This is a genomic window from Bifidobacterium sp. UTCIF-39 (assembly GCF_006408715.1).
In the GTDB taxonomy this organism is placed as follows: domain Bacteria; phylum Actinomycetota; class Actinomycetes; order Actinomycetales; family Bifidobacteriaceae; genus Galliscardovia; species Galliscardovia tissieri.
Map to the genome: position 1 here is coordinate 1 of NZ_JEOG01000019.1, position 19,474 is coordinate 19,474.

The 19,474-nt window shown below is 63.9% G+C and carries 16 protein-coding genes; 15 read left to right on the forward strand and 1 reads right to left on the reverse strand.

What is annotated here, in order from left to right:
- Window positions 1–459: 459 nt before the first annotated feature.
- From EP30_RS08165 to EP30_RS08180, 4 genes are all read left to right on the forward strand, one after another.
- Window positions 460–1,488 (forward strand): cystathionine beta-synthase, encoded by a 1,029-nt coding sequence (locus EP30_RS08165; RefSeq protein ID WP_094662051.1) that lies wholly within the window; start codon window positions 460–462, stop codon window positions 1,486–1,488.
- Window positions 1,489–1,646: 158 nt separating this feature from the next.
- Window positions 1,647–2,819 carry a cystathionine gamma-synthase gene (locus EP30_RS08170; RefSeq protein ID WP_094662049.1) on the forward strand — a complete coding sequence of 391 codons (1,173 nt, stop codon included), beginning with the start codon at window positions 1,647–1,649 and terminating at the stop codon, window positions 2,817–2,819.
- 125 nt (window positions 2,820–2,944) lie between these two features.
- Window positions 2,945–4,861: a DNA helicase RecQ gene (gene recQ / locus EP30_RS08175; RefSeq protein WP_375137748.1), complete on the forward strand. Its 1,917-nt coding sequence runs from the start codon at window positions 2,945–2,947 to the stop codon at window positions 4,859–4,861.
- 256 nt (window positions 4,862–5,117) lie between these two features.
- Window positions 5,118–5,612: an S-ribosylhomocysteine lyase gene (locus EP30_RS08180; protein WP_094662045.1), complete on the forward strand. Its 495-nt coding sequence runs from the start codon at window positions 5,118–5,120 to the stop codon at window positions 5,610–5,612.
- Window positions 5,613–5,800: 188 nt separating this feature from the next.
- Here EP30_RS08180 and EP30_RS08185 read toward each other — a convergent pair whose 3' ends face one another.
- The gene (locus EP30_RS08185) at window positions 5,801–6,517 is read right to left on the reverse strand and encodes a FadR/GntR family transcriptional regulator (protein ID WP_140557708.1); all 717 of its coding nucleotides are present in this window, start codon (window positions 6,515–6,517) and stop codon (window positions 5,801–5,803) included.
- Between the two features lie 386 nt (window positions 6,518–6,903).
- Here EP30_RS08185 and EP30_RS08190 point away from each other — a divergent pair, with 386 nt between their 5' ends.
- From EP30_RS08190 to nagB, 11 genes are all read left to right on the forward strand, one after another.
- Window positions 6,904–7,434, forward strand: coding sequence for a gluconokinase (locus EP30_RS08190; RefSeq protein WP_140557710.1), 531 nt, complete (start codon window positions 6,904–6,906; stop codon window positions 7,432–7,434).
- An 86-nt stretch (window positions 7,435–7,520) separates the two neighbouring features.
- The gene (gene gnd / locus EP30_RS08195; protein WP_094662039.1) at window positions 7,521–8,414 is read left to right on the forward strand and encodes a phosphogluconate dehydrogenase (NAD(+)-dependent, decarboxylating); all 894 of its coding nucleotides are present in this window, start codon (window positions 7,521–7,523) and stop codon (window positions 8,412–8,414) included.
- Between the two features lie 387 nt (window positions 8,415–8,801).
- Entirely contained in the window at window positions 8,802–9,716 is a 915-nt protein-coding gene (locus tag EP30_RS08200) for a DUF4862 family protein (RefSeq protein ID WP_140557786.1), read from the forward strand.
- Window positions 9,713–10,714, forward strand: coding sequence for an ROK family protein (locus EP30_RS08205; RefSeq protein WP_258185434.1), 1,002 nt, complete (start codon window positions 9,713–9,715; stop codon window positions 10,712–10,714). Before EP30_RS08200 ends, EP30_RS08205 begins: the two co-directional genes overlap by 4 nt.
- Window positions 10,715–10,760: 46 nt before the next feature.
- The gene (locus EP30_RS08210; protein ID WP_094662035.1) at window positions 10,761–11,435 is read left to right on the forward strand and encodes an N-acetylmannosamine-6-phosphate 2-epimerase; all 675 of its coding nucleotides are present in this window, start codon (window positions 10,761–10,763) and stop codon (window positions 11,433–11,435) included.
- A gap of 348 nt (window positions 11,436–11,783) precedes the next feature.
- Window positions 11,784–13,355, forward strand: a complete 1,572-nt coding sequence (locus EP30_RS08215) for an ABC transporter substrate-binding protein (RefSeq protein ID WP_140557712.1) — start codon at window positions 11,784–11,786, stop codon at window positions 13,353–13,355.
- Between the two features lie 252 nt (window positions 13,356–13,607).
- Window positions 13,608–14,564, forward strand: coding sequence for an ABC transporter permease (locus EP30_RS08220; RefSeq protein WP_140557714.1), 957 nt, complete (start codon window positions 13,608–13,610; stop codon window positions 14,562–14,564).
- A 1-nt stretch (window position 14,565) separates the two neighbouring features.
- Window positions 14,566–16,641, forward strand: coding sequence for a dipeptide/oligopeptide/nickel ABC transporter permease/ATP-binding protein (locus EP30_RS08225; RefSeq protein WP_140557716.1), 2,076 nt, complete (start codon window positions 14,566–14,568; stop codon window positions 16,639–16,641).
- The gene (locus EP30_RS08230; RefSeq protein ID WP_140557718.1) at window positions 16,638–17,483 is read left to right on the forward strand and encodes an ABC transporter ATP-binding protein; all 846 of its coding nucleotides are present in this window, start codon (window positions 16,638–16,640) and stop codon (window positions 17,481–17,483) included. The genes EP30_RS08225 and EP30_RS08230 overlap by 4 nt, the downstream gene beginning before the upstream one ends.
- A gap of 122 nt (window positions 17,484–17,605) precedes the next feature.
- Entirely contained in the window at window positions 17,606–18,562 is a 957-nt protein-coding gene (locus EP30_RS08235; RefSeq protein WP_140557721.1) for a dihydrodipicolinate synthase family protein, read from the forward strand.
- 46 nt (window positions 18,563–18,608) lie between these two features.
- Complete coding sequence (gene nagB / locus EP30_RS08240; protein WP_140557723.1) at window positions 18,609–19,397, forward strand: glucosamine-6-phosphate deaminase; 789 nt, start codon at window positions 18,609–18,611, stop codon at window positions 19,395–19,397.
- Window positions 19,398–19,474 lie beyond the last annotated feature (77 nt).

Genomic DNA, 19,474 nt, shown 5'->3' on the forward strand with positions numbered 1-19,474 from the left:
GCGACACGCGGGGGTGCACGGGTGTGCTACCGTTTGAGTCATGACGTTCTTTTCATGTTGTTGTCGCTAGCCGCCGCCCCTCTGGGTATGCAAACCGGGTGCCGTACGATGTACCGGAGCATATGGGGGTGCTGGTCAGTGACGCATAACTGAAACAGGACGGTTTTTCATTTCGGCCACGTCGGGCCATGAATCCATGATCATCAATCCAGCATCATCCCGGTGCGGCGATCGTCGATCATACGATTCCCACGACGATACGGTCATCGAAATCGAACTCCAACGGTTTACGAATCATTCCCCGTCATGTTTCACGCGATTGCAACACCGGCCAGCAAAGGGGCAGGCGGTGTCATCCGGTCGCACGACGCACATATACGGTAACAGCGCACGGCGGCCAATCCACACCAAAATCAGCAATCGGATATAGGAAACCGGTCAATCCGCAGGGGGAACATCATGACCATCGCAAACTCCATCACTGCACTCGTTGGAAACACTCCGCTCGTCCGGCTCAACCACGTCACCGAAGGCATCGACGCCACCATCGCCGTCAAGGTCGAATACCTCAACCCCGGCGGTTCATCCAAGGATCGCATCGCCGCCCGCATCATCGACGCGGCCGAACGTTCCGGACAGCTCAAGCCCGGCGGCGTGATCGTCGAACCCACCAGCGGCAACACCGGCGTCGGACTCGCGCTCGTGGCCCAGCAACGCGGATACCGCACGATATTCGTGGTACCTGACAAGGTCTCCGAAGACAAGCGATCCGTGCTACGCGCGTACGGTGCTGAGGTCGTGGTCGCACCCACCGATGTGGAACCCGACGATCCGCGCTCCTACTACAACGTATCCGACCGTCTCGCCCGTGAGATCCCCGGCGCGTTCAAGCCCAACCAGTACAGCAACCCCAACGGACCGGAAAGTCACTATCGCACCACCGGCCCCGAGATCTGGGAGGCCACCGACCGTAAGGTAACGCACTTCGTGGCCGGCATCGGCACCGGCGGCACCATCTCCGGCACCGGTCACTTCCTCAAGGACGCATCCGCCAACCAGGTGACCGTCATCGGATCCGACCCGGAAGGATCCATCTACTCCAGCCCCGACAACGTGCACCAGTACAAGATCGAAGGCGTGGGGGAGGACTTCTACCCCGACGCATACGATCCGTCCGTGGTCGACGAGATCGTACAGGTCAACGACGCCGAAGCGTTCGAGATGACCCGCCGACTGGCCGCCGAGGAGGGACTGCTCGTGGGCGGTTCGAGCGGCATGGCCGTCGTCTCCGCGCTCAAGTACGCGCGTGAACACCAGCTCGGCAAGGACGCGCTCATGGTGGTGCTGCTGCCCGACTCCGGACGCAGCTATCTGGGCAAGATCTTCAACGATCAGTGGATGCGCGACAACGGATTCGGCGACATCGTGGACCGTACGGCACAGCCCTCGCTCGTGGATACGGTGCTCGGAACGTCGGCGAACGCGTGACGGCGACGCACGGTGCTTCCTCATGCGTCGTCCCTCGTGAACCGCACTGATACGCCACAATCCCAAATCTCATAACACCAATACACCACGTCAGCAATCACCACACTTAGCAATCACACTCACTACGGCACCAGCCATCACATCCAAAGGAGCACATCATGACCATCGACTTCACCGCCACCCAGCTCGCCACCCGCGCCATCCACGCCGGCCAGGAGCCCGATCCGATCACCGGTGCGGTCGTCCCGCCGCTCTACCTGACATCCACGTTCAAGCAGGACGGCGTCGGCCAGCTGCGCCACGGCTACGACTACAGCCGATCGGTGAACCCCACCCGAGACTCCTTCGACACGCAGCTCGCCGCGATCGAAGGCGGCAAGTACGCGCTCGCCTTCTCCTCCGGACTCGCCGCGATCGACGTGCTGCTGCGATCCACGCTCAAGCCCGGCGACCGCGTGCTGCTCGGCAACGACGTGTACGGCGGCACCTACCGACTGCTGAGCAAGGTGTTCGTGCCGTGGGGCATCGGACTGGACGTGGTCGACATCTCCGACGTGGACGCGGTGCGAGAGGCCCTCAGCGCCAACGACTACGCAACCATCTGGGTGGAAACCCCGTCGAACCCGATGCTGCGCATCACCGACGTGGAGGCTGTGGCCGCCCTCGCGCACGAGCACGGCACCCGGATCGTCGTCGACAACACGTTCGCCTCGCCCGTGCTGCAGCATCCGCTCGAGCTCGGTGCTGACGCCGTGGTCTACTCCACCACCAAGTACATCGGCGGCCACTCCGACGTGGTGGGCGGCGCGATCGTGCTCAACGACGAGGAGACGCGCGACAAGGTGGCGTTCCTGCAGAACTCCGCCGGTGCCGTGCCCGGACCGTTCGACTCCTGGCTGCAGACCCGTGGCCTCAAGACCCTGGAGCTGCGCGTGAAGCGACACAGCGCCAACGCGCTCGCCATCGCCGAGCATCTGGCGGCCCGTCCCGAAGTGGAGCGCGTGCTCTACCCGGGTCTGGAATCGCACCCCGGCCACGAGATCGCCGCGCGTCAGATGCACGGCGGATTCGGCGGCGTGGTCTCCGTGCAGCTGGCCGCCGGCCGTGACGCCGCACTGAAGTTCGCTGCAGGCACCGAGATCTTCACGCTCGCCGAATCACTGGGCGGCGTGGAATCGTTGATCGAGCACCCGGCCGCCATGACCCACGCATCGGTCTCCGGCACCACCCTGCAGGTGCCCGACAACCTCATCCGCCTGTCCGTGGGCGTGGAGAACGTGGACGATCTGATCGCCGATCTCGATCAGGCGCTCGAACGCAGCGCGCAGTAAGCCTCTTGGCAAGGCTCGGGCGAGCATCCAGCAAAACGATCGCCTATCGGGGGCGGGTGCCGGTCGGTTTCGGCCAGCGCCCGCCCCGGTGCTATGGGGTGCCATGGAGTGCTATGGTCGGGATCATGGCAGACATGAACGATGCGCGGTCCGCACTCAGGCAATACTTCGGCTACGACGGATTCCGACCCGGGCAGGAACCGCTGATCCACGCCATCCTACAGGGGCGCGACGCGCTCGGCGTCATGCCCACCGGTGCCGGAAAATCCCTCTGCTATCAGATCCCAGCCGTCCTCATGCACGGCGTCACCATCGTCATCTCGCCACTCGTCTCACTCATGGCCGACCAGGTCGCCGGCCTCGAAGGCAACGGCATCCACGCCGTCTGCATCAACTCCACGCAAAGCTCCGAGGAACAGTCCGTCGCTCTCGCCGAAGCCCGATCCGGCCGATGCAAGGTCATGTACGTGGCCCCCGAACGACTCGACACCCAACGATTCGTGGAATTCGCCGCCACGCTCGACATCGCGCTCGTCGCCATCGACGAAGCCCACTGCGTATCCCAATGGGGACAGGACTTCCGACCTGCCTATCTCGGCATCGGCGACTTCCTCAACCGACTGCCCGACCGGCCCGTCGTCGCCGCATTCACCGCCACCGCCACCGAACGCGTACGCCGTGACATCGTCAACCTCGTGGGATTACGCGATCCGCAGATCAGCGTCACCGGATTCGATCGCACCAACCTCTACTTCGACGTGATCAAGGCCGTACCCACCGTCAAACAGCAGTGGATCGAACGGTACGTGACCGCCCGCCCAGACGAATCCGGCATCATCTACTGCGCCACCCGCAAGGAGACCGAAAAGCTCGCCGCCGATTTGTGCGCGCATGGCGTACGCGCGGTGTGCTATCACGCGGGACTGCCGCCCGAGGAGCGTCATGCGGCCCAGCGCGCATTCGTCAACGACGAGGCGCCTGTGGTGGTGGCCACCAACGCGTTCGGTATGGGCATCGACAAATCCAACGTGCGCTACGTGATCCATCACAACATGCCCGACAGCATCGAAGCCTACTATCAGGAGGCCGGCCGCGCCGGACGAGACGGGCTCGCCTCGCGTTGCACGCTGTTGTGGAGCGACGGCGATATCGCCACCCGTCGTCGATTCATCGAAATGGAGAACGGCAACGAACGCCTTACCGACGAGGAGGCGCAGGCCGTGCGCAATCGTCGCCGCGTACTGCTCGACGGCATGATCGGCTACTGCCGTACCACCGACTGCCTGCACCGGTACATCACCTCTTATTTCGGCGAGACCGGCGAGGTGAAGTGTTCGGGGTGCTCCAACTGCGACGGCGAATTCGAGACGATCGACGTGACCGATATCGCGCGCGCGGTGAGTCGGTGCGTGCATGATGTGCATCAGCGGCTCGGTGCCGGCAAGATCGTGCAGGTGTTGCGCGGCTCCGACGCGCAGGAGATGCATGACTGGCGGCATCTTGATTCCCTACCCACCTACGGCATATTGCGCGATGTGCCCGCAACGCGTATTCGTGACGTGATCTCGCAGATGACGTCGGACGGGTATTTGGCCGTGGCCGACGGCAGATATGCGGTGGTGATCTTCGGGGCGAGGGCCGCTGAAACCGTAGCGCCGGCGTTCTCCATGGTGATCAAGCAGGTGAGCCGGCCGGCTGATGATGACGATCATGGCGGCGGTTCGGGCGGCGGCACGACCTACGGCGGTTCGGGCGGTTCTCAGACCGGCGGCTCGTCGCGTAGGACCCGCAGTGTGGCACCCGCCGAACTCGACGGCGCGGACGCCGAACTGTTCGTACGATTGCGTGAACTGCGCACGGAGATCGCCCGCGCGGAAGCCATTCCGCCATATCGGGTATTCAACGACAAGACGTTGTGCGACATGTGCGTGCGGAGGCCGCGGAACGACGGCGAATTCCTGGCGGTCAACGGCGTGGGGCAGAAGAAGCTCGAACAGTACGGCGGGCGCTTCCTCGCCGTGATCCGCGACTTCGGCGACTGACGGGTGTCAGAGGCGTTGGATTCCTTTGACACCTGCCGGTGCCCGAAGCCACTCGCTGATAACGGACGATAACCGACACTCATACCGACATGCGTGGCGGGGTGGTTGACTTGGCGGCCGTCGCGGACAACAGTAGGGTATGGATCCCGACCCGTTTGGGATCGACGGACGCCGGGCCGCGGTTGCGGACGGATACGACGTGTGCCGGCGCGGATTCGGCATGCGTCGGCATGAATCACAGTCAAAAGGAGTCGTCATGACGGACGAAACACACGAGAAGCCGGTTGTCGAGAGCTTCCAGCTGGATCACACCAAGGTCAAGGCACCGTACGTGCGCTACATCGACACGGAAACCGGCCCTCACGGCGACGTGATCTCCAACTATGACCTGCGTCTGGTGCAGCCGAATGAGAACGCCATTCCGACCGGCGGTCTGCACACCATCGAGCATACGATCGCCGTGCTGCTGCGCGAACGCATTCCGGGCTACATCGACTGCTCGCCGTTCGGCTGCCGTACCGGCTTCCATCTGCTGACGTGGGGTGAGCACTCCACCGAGGATGTGGCGAAGGCGCTCAAGGAGTCGCTGGAGTTCATCGCGTACAAGGCCACGTGGGACGACGTGCCGGCCACCACGATCGAAAGCTGCGGCAACTACCGTGACCACAGCCTGTTCACGGCCAAGGAATGGTGCAAGGACATCCTGGCCAAGGGCATCAGCTCCGATCCGTTCGAGCGCAAGGTGGTGTGAGGCCTGCTGGTTCCGGCGGTCCGCGGTTCGAACATGCGGGAGCGCCCGGAACAATACGGGCTGGAAAAGACGAAATCCGCAATTCGTAGTGTGGTACGGACGTTTTGGGTAACGAAAACGTCCGTAAACTACTACAAATCGCGGATTTCGTCCTTTTTGTACCGGATTTTTGCGGGCTGCCGTCTGCGTCAGCGTGCGGCGATGACCTTGCTGACCTCGTCGACGATGTCGTGCATGCCCTTGCGGGCTCGCTCGGCGTCGCCCTTCCACACGGCGTTGGCGACGGCGTCGTGCGCGTCGAGTGCGCTGGGCGACGGTCGGCTCGGATACATGTTGATCTCCACACGACCGCGCAGAATGGTCGCCACGATCGGCGCAAGGGATGCGAACAGTTCGTTGCCGCTGTTGCGAAGCAGCATCGAATGGAACTCGATGTCGAGGTCGTGGAACGGTTCCAGATCTCCGGCCTCGCCGTGTCTGCGCATCTCCATGGCGAGCACCGGCATCTTGGCGCGCACATCCAGCGATGCGCGGGTGGCTGCTCCGGCGGCTGCGGCCGGTTCGATGGCGAGTCGAAGTTCGGTGAGGGACATGAGCTCCTGTTTGCGTTGGCTCGAGTGCAGTTTCCACTGGATGACCTGCGGATTGAGCGCCGCCCATGCGGACGGGTCCTGTGCCACCAGTCCGACGCGCCGCCGGATCGTCACCGCATCGGCCGCTTCGAGATAGCGTGCGGCGTCGCGGGCCACCGTACGTGAGACGCCGAAACGGTTCTGGATGTCCTCCAGTGTGATGTTGCCGCCCACGATCCAGCGTCCGTCGATGATGTCGATGGCCAGCTGATCGGCGATGGGCAGGTGCATGAGCTTGCCGTCCGCGGATGATTCGTTGGCGTTAGACGACATCGATGGCGATGTCGACGAAGATTTCGGCGTATCTGTCATAGAAAAAAGATTACCAATGCTGTGTGTCTCGGACGAGGAATGCGTTGGATCCGTGTTGTTCAGTCAAGTGCAACTGCGTCGATCTTGGACGGCCTCGGACGACTGGGCCGATCATCATTTTTAAAAAGTACTCTTTTTAAATCGACAAAGAGTACTTTTTATCGGTAGAGTGGGTGTCAGCAACCGCGGTGCATGACAGTCTCGGTGTGTGACGACCGGCGTCGGGAATCCGGGAATCGCGGTCGGGCAGTGCGGTCGGTTGCATCAGTTGGTCAGTCCAGCCGATTGGATTGGGCGGAACGAACGGATCGGTCGGCTGATCGGTCAGTCAGGCGAAGGAGCGGACAATGAGCGTGCATGTAGTGGTTATGGGTGTTGCCGGATGCGGCAAATCCACGGTGGCCGAGGCCATTCGGGATCGTATGGGATATGCCATGGCGGAGGGCGATGATTTCCATCCGCAGGCCAATATCGACAAGATGTCCGCCGGCATTCCGCTGACCGATGAGGATCGCTGGCCATGGTTGCGCGTGATCAACAGCTGGATGGTGGCGCGTGATTCGATCGGGGAATCCACCGTCGTCTCCAGCTCGGCGCTCAAGCGGTCCTATCGTGACGTGCTGCGTGAGAACGTGCCGGTGTTTTTTGTGCATCTTGCCGGAACGCCGGAGCTCATCGGCGAGCGCATCGCCGCGCGTAAGGGGCACTTCATGCCGCCGGCGCTGCTGCCCAGCCAGTTCGCCGCTCTCGAACCGTTGCAGCCCGACGAGCCGGGCATCGAGATCTCCATCGAAGGCACCATGGAGGAGATGGTCGAGAGAGCCATCGCCGCGGTGAAGGAGCATGCCGCCAAGGAGGAGCGTGCGCTGGCGCAGTAGCCGGCAGACAACGCTCCGAGAATCGCCGTAATCATTACGAACCAGTACCAACCACAACCATCACAGGAATCGGAAAGAAGGACACTATGCAAATCGGAATGATCGGACTCGGCCGTATGGGCGGCAACATGGTCAGGCGTCTGAAGGCGGGCGGACACACCGTCGTCGGCTTCGATGTGAATCCCGAATCGGCGCGTGACGTCGACGGTCTTGAGGCGCTGGTCGCCGCGCTTGACGCTCCGCGCATCGTATGGGTCATGGTTCCCGCCGGCAAGCCCACGGAATCCACTATCGATGCGCTCAAGGCGCTGCTCGAACCGGGCGACGTGGTGATCGACGGCGGCAACTCCAAGTACACCGAGGATCGCAACCATGCGGCATCGCTTGCGGAACGCGGCATCCGGTTCCTTGACTGCGGCGTGTCCGGAGGTGTGTGGGGTGCCGAACGCGGTTATGCGCTCATGCTCGGCGGGGATCGCGAGACGTTCGAATATGTGCGTCCGCTGCTCGAGACGCTCAAGCCGGAGGGGGAGCACGGTCTGGTGCTGGCCGGGCCCGTGGGCGGCGGCCACTTCGCCAAGATGGTGCATAACGGCATCGAATACGGTATGATGCAGGCGTTCGGCGAGGGCTTCGCCACCATGATGAAAAGCGAGTACATCGACAATCCGGCCGAAACCATGGATTCGTGGCGCGAGGGATCCGTGGTGGCGTCCTGGCTGCTCGATCTGTTCGACAACGCCACCGAGCATGATCCCGAGCTGGCGGATGTGCCGGCCGTGGCGAACGAATCCGGCGAGGCGAAGTGGATGATCGAGGCGGCCCTTGAGCTTGGCGTGCCGACGCCGGCGACCGCTGCGGCCCTGTGGCAGCGGCAGACCTCACGCGGCGGTGCCGACGACATCCTGCGCGTGGTCACCGCGATGCGCGCCCAGTTCGGCGGCCACGTCACCAAGGTCGACGAGATCGCCACGCACTGAGTGGTGTGCCTCGGCTGGGCTGAGGTGTCGTTGCCCGTGCCGCATTGTTTGCTGTTTTCCGTAGGCCCGCACTCGCCAGGTGCGGGCCGATTTCGTTGTACGGTGTATGGGGAACGGAACGGGATCGGGGACACTGTGCGGTTCGTGGTCATTGCGGAACGAACCGTAGTCGTAGGCGGATGTGCGGTTGCGTCACATTGTGCGTTGCGGCTGAACCGTAATCAAGGGATGATCGGGCGGTACGCCGACATGAAATAGATCAGACGTCTGATGTCGTGGTAGACTGTGGTCATTGCCGGGTCGTGCAACCGACACGTACGGTCCGACGAATTCGGACGATATGCGTATTCGACGATGAGTCACGCAACGGCGTATCAAGGAGGAATGATGATCCAGCCCACCTTCGTGGTCGGCGCCTACGCGTCGCTTCCGCACCGCAGGGACGACCAGCGGAAATACTATGAACTGCTTGGCGAACAGTCGTGGGTCGACGCCATTGAAATCCCGTATCCGGGCGATCTCGCCGATCCGACGGACCGCGCATGGTACGCCGATGCGTTGCCGCCCGTCTGGTGTCGCAACGTGATCACCGCCATTCCCGGCACCATGCAGGCCGTCGGGCGCGATCCCGGTTTCGGCTTGGCGAGTCCTGATGATGACGGACGTCATGCCGCGATCGAGTTCGTTCGGAACGTCAACGACGTCATCGCCGATCTGGCCGAGCGTCGCGGTGCCAACGACGTGGCTTTCGTGGAGCTGCATTCGGCACCAACCGGCCGCGCCGATGCCGACGCCATGCGGCGGTCCCTCGCCGAACTGACGTCATGGGACTGGCGTGGCACACGACTGGTGATCGAACACTGCGATCGATTCGTCGACGGACAGAAGCCGGAGAAGGGCTTCCTGCCGATCGACGCCGAAATCGAACTGTGCCGACAGGCCGGCGTGGGCCTGACCGTGAACTGGGGGCGCAGCTGCGTGGAGGGGCGGGATGCGAACCTGCCGCTTGCCCACGTCACGGCGGCGGCGCAGGCCGGCGTGCTCACCGGACTCATGTTCTCCGGAGCCGGTCCGGACGTCACGCAATACGGCTACGCATGGATCGACGGCCACCTGCCCATGAACCCCGACGAGCCCACGTCGCTGATGGACTCCGACCATATCCGCGCATGCGTGGCTGCGGCCATGACGTGCGAATCGTTGGAATACATCGGGGCCAAGGTCTGCGTGCCCGGTGACAGCGATCTGCGTGAGCGGGTCGGTTATCTTGAACGCATTCACCACGCGGTGGTGGGGCAATGAGCGGCGTCGGTACGACGGACGGCGTCAGCATGGCGAATGGCGAGCGCCGGTATCTCGCCTTCGACATCGGCGGCACCAAGATCGCGTCGGGCGTGGTGTCGTTGCCGTCCGTTGATTCGCTGGCTCAGCCCGTGGTCGCCGATGTCGAGATGATTCCCACCCTTGCCGATCGTGGCGGCGACGATGTGCGCGAACGTCTGGTGGAATTCGCAGTCCGGCGGATCGAACGATGCGCGCATGATGGCGTGGACATCGTCGGTGTGGGCATCGGTTCGGCCGGCGTGGTCGATTCGTCGTCCGGGGTGATCCTGTCCGCCACCGATCTGATGCCGGGCTGGGCCGGGCAGCATATCACGGCGGCGGTCGGCGAGGCCACGGGCCTGCCCGTGCATATGGTGGGCGACGTGGGTGCGCACGGCATCGGCGAGGCATTGTATGGAGCCGGTCGCGGATATCCGATCATGCTGTCGGTGGGCGTGGGCACGGGCATCGGCGGTGCGGTCGTGGATCATGGGCGGCTGATCACCGGCGCGCATGGCGTGGCCGGACATGTCGGTCATATGCCACACGGTCTGGGCACAGGCATGCGCTGTTCGTGCGGTACGACCAGCGGGCATATCGAACCGGTGGCATCGGGCACCGGCATCGCCGACCTGTTCGAATCCCGTCGTCCCGATGATGTGGCTCCGGCTGCGAACGCCGCCGAGATCGCGCGGCGCGCGGCGGCGGGGGAGCGGTACGCCGTGGAGATCCTGACCATGAGCGCGCGTGCGCTTGGCGAATGCCTCGCCGGCATGGGCAACCTCATCGACCCGGCGGCGATCGTGCTGTCCGGATCGGTGGTCAACGCCGGCGAGGTGTGGTGGCGGGCCCTACGCGAGGGGTTCGCCGACGGCGCGCTGCCGTTGCTGCGATCCACGCCGTTGTTGCGCGGGCGGCTTGGCGGAAGCGCCCCGCTGATCGGTGCGGCCGCCGCGTTCGCCGCTTCGCGACGATAGGGATGAATGCGCAAAGACACGGAAAGACTATGCAAAGGAGCATCATATGAATCCGATCATTGAACAGATCAAGGGCGGTCTGGTGGTCAGCTGTCAGGCGTATCCGGGCGAGCCGTTGCGGCATCCGGAGACCATGGCGCAGATGGCCATGGCCGCGGAGATCGGTGGTGCGGTGGCCATCCGCTGCCAGGGCCTTGCCGATATCGCCGCGATCAAGGGACAGGTGAAGGTGCCGGTCATCGGCATCTGGAAGGAGGGGGACGACGGCGTGTATATCACGCCCACGCTGCGTCATGCGCGCTGTTGCGCCGCCGCCGGAGCCGATATCGTGGCCATCGACGCCACGCGTCGGCCGCGCCCTGATGGCCTCACCTATGCGCAGACCGTGGAGGCGCTGCATCGCGACGGTGTGATCGTGATGGCCGACTGCGGCAGTTTCGCCGATGCACAGCAGGCCGTCGACGCCGGCACTGATATCATCTCCACCACGCTGTCGGGATATACCGGCGAACGGGAGAAAACCGACGGGCCCGATTTTGAGCTACTTGGGCAGATGGTCGACGCGTTCCCCGATGTGCCGGTGCTGTGCGAGGGACGCATCCACACGCCCGATCAGCTGGCCGAGGTGATGCGGCGCGGAGCCTGGGCGGCGGTCGTCGGCACGGCGATTACCCATCCGACCAGCATCACGCGGTGGTTCGCCGCGCGGCTCAAAGGCTGAGTCCGGTTTGTGATTCGCGGGTTCGGTGCCTGTCTGACGCACGGCTGCGTCATATGGGCACCGAGCCGATCGTCCGGTGCCTGTCCGACGCATTCGTGTGTTGAACAGGCGCCGTAGTGTTTGTTTGGTGCCCATATGACGTGTGCGTGCGTCGTATGGGCACCGTACTGTGTGCCCGAGGGATTGGCGTATGCACGACGGAGTATGTACGACAACCAAGAGATCAGATGTCATACGACACTCCGTATTGCGGTAAGACATCAGACGTCATATGATTATGCCAAGTTCGGGACGCATTGAGGCATCCCGGGCATTCAAGGAAGTAGGAAATCAAAGGAGAGCACTACGATGTCGTTATTCAGGAACCGACTGACCAAGGCCGCGGCCCTGGTCGTCGCCGGCGCCATGACGCTCAGTCTCGGCGCATGCGGCGGCGGTGGAGATACCGCCAAGACCTCGTCCGGCACCGCCGTGGCCGACACCATCACCGCACAGGTGGCATACGCCAGCCGTGACTTCGCCCCATCCACCACGTCCAGCGCCCTCGCCATGGCTGGCAATTGGCACGTGACCGAACCGCTCTACGCACTCAACTACTCGGATTTCTCCGTCTACAACGCCCTGGCCAAGGGTGAGCCGGAGCAGGTGTCCGACACCGAATACGTGGTCACCCTGCGTGACGGCGCCAAGTTCTCCGACGGTACCGCCGTCACCCCCGAGGACGTGGTCAGCTCGTGGAAGCGCACCACCGCCGAAGGCAGCCTCTACGTCTCCATGCTCGGCTTCATCCAGAACGTGGAGGCCAAGGGCGACAACCAGGTGACCTTCACGCTCAAGCGGGCCTTCCCGATGTTCAAGCAGCGTCTGGCCCTCATCCAGATCGTGCCGACCTCCATGAGCGACGCCGACCTCAAGGCCCAGCCCGTCGGCTCCGGCCCGTGGAAGTACACCGAGATCACCGACCAGCAGGTCAAGTTCGACAGGAACGACCAGTACAACGGCGACTACAAGGCACAGACCAAGCACATGGTGTGGAACGTGGCCGTGGACGACACCTCCCGCGTCACCGCCATGCAGGCCGGCAAGACCGACGTCATGGAAATGGTGCCCGCCAACGCGTTCAAGACCCTCGAATCCTCCGGATCCGAACTCGACACTGTGCAGGGCTTCAACCAGCCGTTCCTGATGTTCAACACCAAGAAGGCCCCGTTCGACAAGGCCGAGGTGCGTCAGGCCGTGTTCTACGCCATCGACACGCAGAAGCTCATCGACAACCAGATGAACGGACAGGCCACCGCCGCCACCAGCTTCCTGCCCGAGAACTTCCCCAACTACCACAAGGCCAGCACCGTCTACAAGCAGGATCTGACCAAGGCCAAGAAGCTGCTCAAGGACGCCGGCGTGACCGGTGAGCTCAAATTCACCCTGTACACCACCGACCAGTCCTGGATCACCCAGCTGGCACCGCAGATCAAGAACGATCTCGCCCAGATCGGCATGAACGTGGACATCCAGTCCATGGCATCCTCCGCCCTCTACCCGAACGTGACCGACAAAGCCGACGCCGACTACTCGATGGTCCTCGCCCCCGGCGACCCGTCCGTGTTCGGCAACGACCCCGACCTGCTCATGAACTGGTGGTACGGCGACAACGCCTGGACCAGGACCCGCACCTTCTGGAAGGACTCCGACGGCTACAACCAGCTCCACGAGCTGATGGACAAGGCCATCGCAGCCAGCAGCGACCAGGAACGCCAGGAGTACTGGAACCAGTGCTTCGACCTGCTCAGCGAGCAGGTGCCGCTCTACCCGCTGTTCCACCGCAAGACGACCACCGCCGTCAAGAAGGGCGTGTTCGAGAAGTTCCAGCCCATCGGCTCCACCGGCATCAATCTGGTGGAAGCCAAGCTCAGCAAGTAGCCCAACCCTCACCAAACACCAAACGGCCGCAAGCCGGCCGCAGTCGTTCAGCCGTTCGCGAACGGCTAATCAATGCCCCGGCCCGTGGACCGGATCACTGATCCAACACCCACACAATCCGCATCCGCGGGCCGGTTCCTCTCTTGTTCTTTCTCTTGTTCGTCAAGGCCCGGCGACAGCCATGCCGCCTCACCGTCCGTCGGCCACACGACCGACCGCATTCATGTTCACCATTCATTGGGAGACACAGACGTGAATAATCTTCTACGACTTCTTGGCAGACGACTGATCGCCCTGCCATTCATGGCATTCGGAGTGACACTGCTCGTCTACTTCCTCATGTCGTTCTCACAGTACGATCCCGCCGTCGCCGCACTCGGCGAAAACGCCACCCCCGAGGCGCTCGCCGCATACCGCCACGAGATGGGCTTCGACCGCCCCTGGTGGGAGCAGTTCTTCTCCTACCTCGGCGGCCTGCTGCACGGCGACCTCGGCGTATACGGCGTCAACAAGGACTCCGTGGGCGCGCGCATCGCCGACGCCTTCCCGATCACCCTGCAGCTGACGTTCATCGGCCTGCTCATCGCCGTGGTCCTCGCCGTGATCTTCGGCGTGCTCGCCGCCCTCTACCGGGACACCTGGGTCGACCAGGCCATCCGAGTCGTGTCCATCATCGCCATCGCCACCCCGTCGTTCTGGCTCGGCGTGCTGCTCATCTACCTGCTGCAGATCCAGCTGTCCTGGCTGCCCGGCGCCGGCGAACTGCCCGCATTCGCGCAGGACCCGTCCGGCTACCTCGCCCGCATGGCCATGCCCAGCTTCGCGCTCGGCCTGCCCGTCGCCGGCTCGCTGACCCGCATCATCCGCACCTCCATGGTCGAGGAGCTCGACAAGGACTACGTGCGCACCGCCATCGGCGCGGGCGTGCCCAAACGCGTGGTCGTGGCACGCAACGTGTTCCGCAACGCGCTGATCACCCCGGTCACCGTACTCGGCATGAAGATCGGCTACCTGATGGGCGGCGCGATCGTCATCGAGGTCATCTTCTCCCTGCCCGGCATGGGCACCGCCATGTTCGACGGCATCAACAACAACCAACCGATGCTCGTGCAGGGCGTGGTGCTCGTCGTCGCCCTGGCGTTCATGGTGGTCAACGTGATCGTCGACCTGCTGTACGTGCTCATCAACCCGCGAATCAGGACGGTGTGACATGTTCGGAAGCAACAACGCAACCAAGGAATTCAGCAAACCCGGAACCAAGGTCAAGGTCCGTCGCTGGTCGAGCATGACCGTCGGCACCCGCATCTCCGTGATCGTGATCGCCGTGCTGGCGCTCGCCGCCATCCTCGCGCCCGTCGTCACCCCGCACGACCCCACCGAGATCACCATGAGCTACGATTCGCCGAGCGGCGACCACTGGTTCGGCACCGACAACCTCGGCCGAGACGTGTTCTCCCGCGTGATCTACGGCGCCCGGTACTCGCTTGTCATTGGCCTGACGTCGATCGCGTTCGCCCTCGTCGTGGGCGCGATCATCGGCGCGATCGCCGCCGTCTCCCGCACGTGGATCTCCGAAATCATCATGCGACTGATCGACGTGGTCATGTCCGTGCCGACGATCGCCCTGGCCGCCGTGTTCGTGTCGATTCTCGGACAGTCGATGATCGGCATCATCATCTCGATCGGCGTGCTCTACGTGCCGCAGATCGCACGCATCGTGCGAGCGAACATCATCAGCGAATACGGCAAGGACTACGTGCGTGCCGTGATCGTCTCCGGTGCACGCGCGCCGTGGATTCTGTTCAAGCATGTGACGCGCAACATCGCCGCTCCCGTCATGGTGTTCACCACGCTGTCGGTGGCCGACGCGATCGTGTTCGAGGCGTCGCTGAGCTTCATCAACGCCGGCATCCCCGAGCCCACGCCCACCTGGGGCAACATCCTCTCGTCCGCCAAGGCCGGCGTGCTGTACGGCTACTGGTGGCAGGCCATGTTCCCCGGTCTGGCGATCATGATCACCGTGCTGTGCCTGAACATCCTGTCCGAAGGCATCACCGACGCCATGGTGGCCGCCCCCACCGCGCCGATCAGGCAGACCGCCGACGAGGCCGAGCTCAAGCGCAAGGAGGATCGTCTGCTCATCGATCCGGTGGCCGCCTACAAGGCCCAGCACGAGAACCTCGAACTGCGTCTCGCCCAGCTGCGCGAGGCGGAGCTCAGGCGCAAGGACCGCTTCATCCCGCTTTCGCAGGAACCGCCGGTCATCGAGGTTCGGGACCTGTGCATCAAGTTCCCGCGTCACGGCGACGTGAACGTGGTGGACCACCTGTCGTTCTCCGTACGCCCCGGCGAGACCATGGGCCTGGTGGGCGAGTCCGGCTGTGGCAAGTCGATCACCTCGCTGGCCATCATGGGACTGCTCGACCCCAAGGCCCAGATCAGCGGCGAGATCCTGTTCGACGGCAAGAACCTAGTGGGCATGGACCCCAAGGAGCACAACGCGTTGCGCGGCCACGAGATCGCCATGGTCTATCAGGACGCGCTCTCCAGCCTCAACCCGTCCATGCTCATCAAGGCGCAGATGAAGCAGCTCACCTCCCGCGGCGGCACCCGCAGCGCCGAGGAACTGCTCGAACTCGTGGGCCTGGACCCGAAGCGCACGCTCGAATCCTACCCGCACGAGCTCTCCGGCGGCCAGCGTCAGCGCGTGCTCATCGCCATGGCCCTCACCCGCGACCCCAAGCTCATCATCGCCGACGAACCCACCACCGCCCTCGACGTGACCGTGCAGAAGCAGGTGATCGACCTGCTCAACGAACTGCGTGAGAAGCTCGGCTTCGCCATGATCTTCGTCTCGCACGATCTGGCGCTCGTGGCCAAGGTGGCCCACTCCGTCACCGTCATGTACGCCGGACAGGTGGTCGAACAGGCCTCCACCAAGGAGATCCTCACCGACCCCCGTCACGAATACACGCGCGGCCTGCTCGGATCCGTCACCTCCATCGAGGCCGGACAGGGCCGTCTCCATCAGGTGCCCGGCACCGTGCCCAGCCCGGCCGACTTCCCCAAGGGCAACCGCTTCGCGCCCCGATCCTCGCGCCCCGACCACGGTCTGGACGTGCGCCCGGTGATGAAGGTCGTACCTGGAACCCAGCATTACGTGGCCTGCCAGCCCGACGACCCCGAACCGGGCCCGGCCCCCGATTTCACCTACGACTGGTTCGCGGCAACCCCCGAAGTGGCGGCCCGCGAGGCGGCCAAGGCGCTGAAAGGAGCACAGCGATGAGTGAGACGAACAGCAAGCGCAACGCCAGCAAGGCCACGCCCATCATCGAACTCAAGGACATCGAGGTCGTGTTCACCACCCGCGCCGGATCGCTCTTCCACCCCAAGAAGATCACCGCCGTCAACAAGGTGAACCTCCGGCTCATGCCCGGACGCACGATCGGCATCGTCGGCGAGTCCGGCTGCGGCAAGTCCACCACCGCGAACGTGATGTGCGGACTGCAGAGCGTGACCGGCGGCACGGTGTTCTTCAAAGGTCAGGACGTCACCCGGCGCACGGCCAAGGAGCGCATGGACATCGGACGCGTGGTCTCCGTGGTCTTCCAGGATCCGGCCACAGCGCTCAACGCCCGCATGAGCGTGCAGGAGCAGCTCATGGACCCGCTGGTGGTGCACAGCCTCGGCAATGAGGAATCGCGCCGCAAACGCGCCTACGAACTGATCGACATGGTGGGGCTGCCCAAGTCGGCGCTCAACGCCCTGCCCGGCCAGCTTTCCGGCGGTCAGCGTCAGCGCGTGGCCATCGCCCGAGCCCTGTCGCTCAACCCGGACGCGATCATCGCCGACGAACCGACAAGCGCCCTCGACGTGTCGGTGCGCGCGCAGATCCTCAACCTGCTGAGCGATCTCAAGAAATCGCTCGGACTGTCGATGGTGTTCATCAGCCACGACATCCAGACCGTGCGATACGTGTCCGACGAGATCGTGGTGATGAACCACGGCACCATCGTCGAACATGGCGAGGCCCACGACGTGCTCACCAATCCGAAGGACCCCTACACGCGGATGCTGCTCGGCGCTGCGCCATCGCTGCTGCACCCCACGCCGGACGAATGCATCTGACCGGATGCACGACCGGCCGGCGGCTGACCGATTGCATCAGCCGCCGGCCATCGGTCACACCATCCTCATACCGCCACAATCACCACAATCGCACAACACAACAGAACAAAGGAAACCCAACCATGACCACCACCTTCCGCGGCGTCATCCCGCCCGTCGTCACCCCGCTCACCGCCGAGCGCGAACTCGACCGCGTCAGCTTCAAACGCTCGATCGACCGACTGATCGACGCCGGCGTCAACGGCCTGTTCTTCCTCGGATCCTCCGGCGAGGTCGCGTTCAGCACCGACGAACGTCGTCGTGAGATCATCGAGGCCGCCATCGAATTCGTGGCGGGACGAGTCCCCGTGCTCGTCGGCTGCATCGACACCGAAACCAATCGTGTGATCGAACACGCCAAGGTCGCCAAGGAACTCGGTGCCGACGCGATCGTCGCCACCGCGCCGTTCTACGCGCTCGGCGGCCTGCCGGAGATCGAGAACCACTTCCGCCTGATCCATCAGGCCGTGGACCTGCCGCTGTTCGCCTACGACATCCCCGTCTGCGTGCACGTCAAACTGCCCGGCGACCTGCTGGTACGGCTCGGACTCGAGGGCGTGCTGACCGGCGTGAAGGATTCGTCGAACGACGACGTGGCCTTCCGCTTCCTCGTGGACGACAACAACAAGGCCGGCCATCCGCTCACCCTGCTCACCGGTCAGGAGGTCGTGGTCGACGGCGCGTACATGGCCGGTGCCGACGGCAGCGTTCCCGGTCTGGGCAACGTGGAATGCACCGGATACGTGCGCATGTGGCAGGCGTACGAGGCCGGCGACTGGGCCACCGTGCGCGCCGAACAGGACAAGCTCGCCGCACTCATGCGCATCGTCACCGTCACGTCCGGCGTGTCCGGATTCGGTGCGGGTGTGGGGGCATTCAAGACCGCCATGGCATTGCTCGGCGTGTTCGACACCAACCAGATGCCCAACCCGGTGCAGGCGCTGCAGGGCGAGAACGTGGAGGCCGTGGCCGCCGTGCTGCGCGAATGCGGACTCGAACCCGTGCGCACCCCCGAGGACGTCACCAACTCCACGCACTGAACCATCTGAACCCTGAACCATCAACGATCGTTGAAAGGAATCTTCCATGGCGGAAGTCATCATCGTCAAGAACCAGGATGAGGCAGGCGCACTATATGCCAAGGCCGTCGCCGATCTCATCGAACGCAAGCCCTTCGCGGTGCTCGGCCTGGCCACCGGCTCCACGCCGCTCACGGCCTATGAGCATCTGGCGCTCGAAGTGCGCGACCGCGGCCTCGACGTCTCCCACGTGCGCGGATTCGCGCTCGACGAGTACGCCGGACTGCCGGTCGAGCATCCGGAATCCTATCGGAGCGTGATCACACGAACCGTGGTGGAGCCACTCGGTCTTGATCCCAGGCATGTGCATGTACCCAACGGATTGCTGGACACCATCGCCACCGCGGGTGCCGACTACGATCGCGCCATCGAGGATGCCGGCGGCATCGACGTGCAGATCCTCGGCGTGGGCACCGACGGTCATATCGGATTCAACGAACCGGGCAGCTCGCTGGCATCCGGCACGCGCATCAAGACGCTTACTCAGCAGACGCGCGTCGACAACGCCCGCTTCTTCGACGGCGATATGAATCAGGTGCCCACGCACTGCATCACGCAGGGCATCGGCACGATCATGAAGGCGCGGCATCTGGTGCTGCTCGCGTTCGGAGAGAACAAGGCCGACGCCGTGGCCGCCAGCATCGAAGGACCCGTTTCGGCCATGTGCCCGGCCTCGGCGCTGCAGCTGCATCCGCACGCCACGTTCATCGTGGACGAGGCCGCGGCCGGCAAGCTCAGGCTCGCCGACTACTATCGCTGGGTCTACGCGAACAAGCCGTCCTGGCAGGGCATCTGATCGATCGGCGGATGTCGGTTACTACATAGTGACATCCGCTGGCGCAATCAACGATTCCCCGGCGTCGAATCGACCCT

Excerpts from the sequence above, each read along its gene's own strand:
- EP30_RS08205 (WP_258185434.1), top strand. The coding sequence starts at position 9,713 with ATGAGCGGCGTCGGTACGACGGACGGCGTCAGCATGGCGAATGGCGAG.
- EP30_RS08170 (WP_094662049.1), top strand. The coding sequence starts at position 1,647 with ATGACCATCGACTTCACCGCCACCCAGCTCGCCACCCGCGCCATCCAC.
- EP30_RS08190 (WP_140557710.1), top strand. The coding sequence starts at position 6,904 with ATGAGCGTGCATGTAGTGGTTATGGGTGTTGCCGGATGCGGCAAATCC.
- EP30_RS08200 (WP_140557786.1), top strand. The coding sequence starts at position 8,802 with ATGATCCAGCCCACCTTCGTGGTCGGCGCCTACGCGTCGCTTCCGCAC.
- EP30_RS08230 (WP_140557718.1), top strand. The coding sequence starts at position 16,638 with ATGAGTGAGACGAACAGCAAGCGCAACGCCAGCAAGGCCACGCCCATC.
- nagB (WP_140557723.1), top strand. The coding sequence starts at position 18,609 with ATGGCGGAAGTCATCATCGTCAAGAACCAGGATGAGGCAGGCGCACTA.
- EP30_RS08180 (WP_094662045.1), top strand. The coding sequence starts at position 5,118 with ATGACGGACGAAACACACGAGAAGCCGGTTGTCGAGAGCTTCCAGCTG.
- gnd (WP_094662039.1), top strand. The coding sequence starts at position 7,521 with ATGCAAATCGGAATGATCGGACTCGGCCGTATGGGCGGCAACATGGTC.
- EP30_RS08210 (WP_094662035.1), top strand. The coding sequence starts at position 10,761 with ATGAATCCGATCATTGAACAGATCAAGGGCGGTCTGGTGGTCAGCTGT.
- recQ (WP_375137748.1), top strand. The coding sequence starts at position 2,945 with ATGGCAGACATGAACGATGCGCGGTCCGCACTCAGGCAATACTTCGGC.
- EP30_RS08225 (WP_140557716.1), top strand. The coding sequence starts at position 14,566 with ATGTTCGGAAGCAACAACGCAACCAAGGAATTCAGCAAACCCGGAACC.
- EP30_RS08185 (WP_140557708.1), bottom strand. The coding sequence starts at position 6,517 with ATGTCGTCTAACGCCAACGAATCATCCGCGGACGGCAAGCTCATGCAC.
- EP30_RS08215 (WP_140557712.1), top strand. The coding sequence starts at position 11,784 with ATGTCGTTATTCAGGAACCGACTGACCAAGGCCGCGGCCCTGGTCGTC.
- EP30_RS08235 (WP_140557721.1), top strand. The coding sequence starts at position 17,606 with ATGACCACCACCTTCCGCGGCGTCATCCCGCCCGTCGTCACCCCGCTC.
- EP30_RS08165 (WP_094662051.1), top strand. The coding sequence starts at position 460 with ATGACCATCGCAAACTCCATCACTGCACTCGTTGGAAACACTCCGCTC.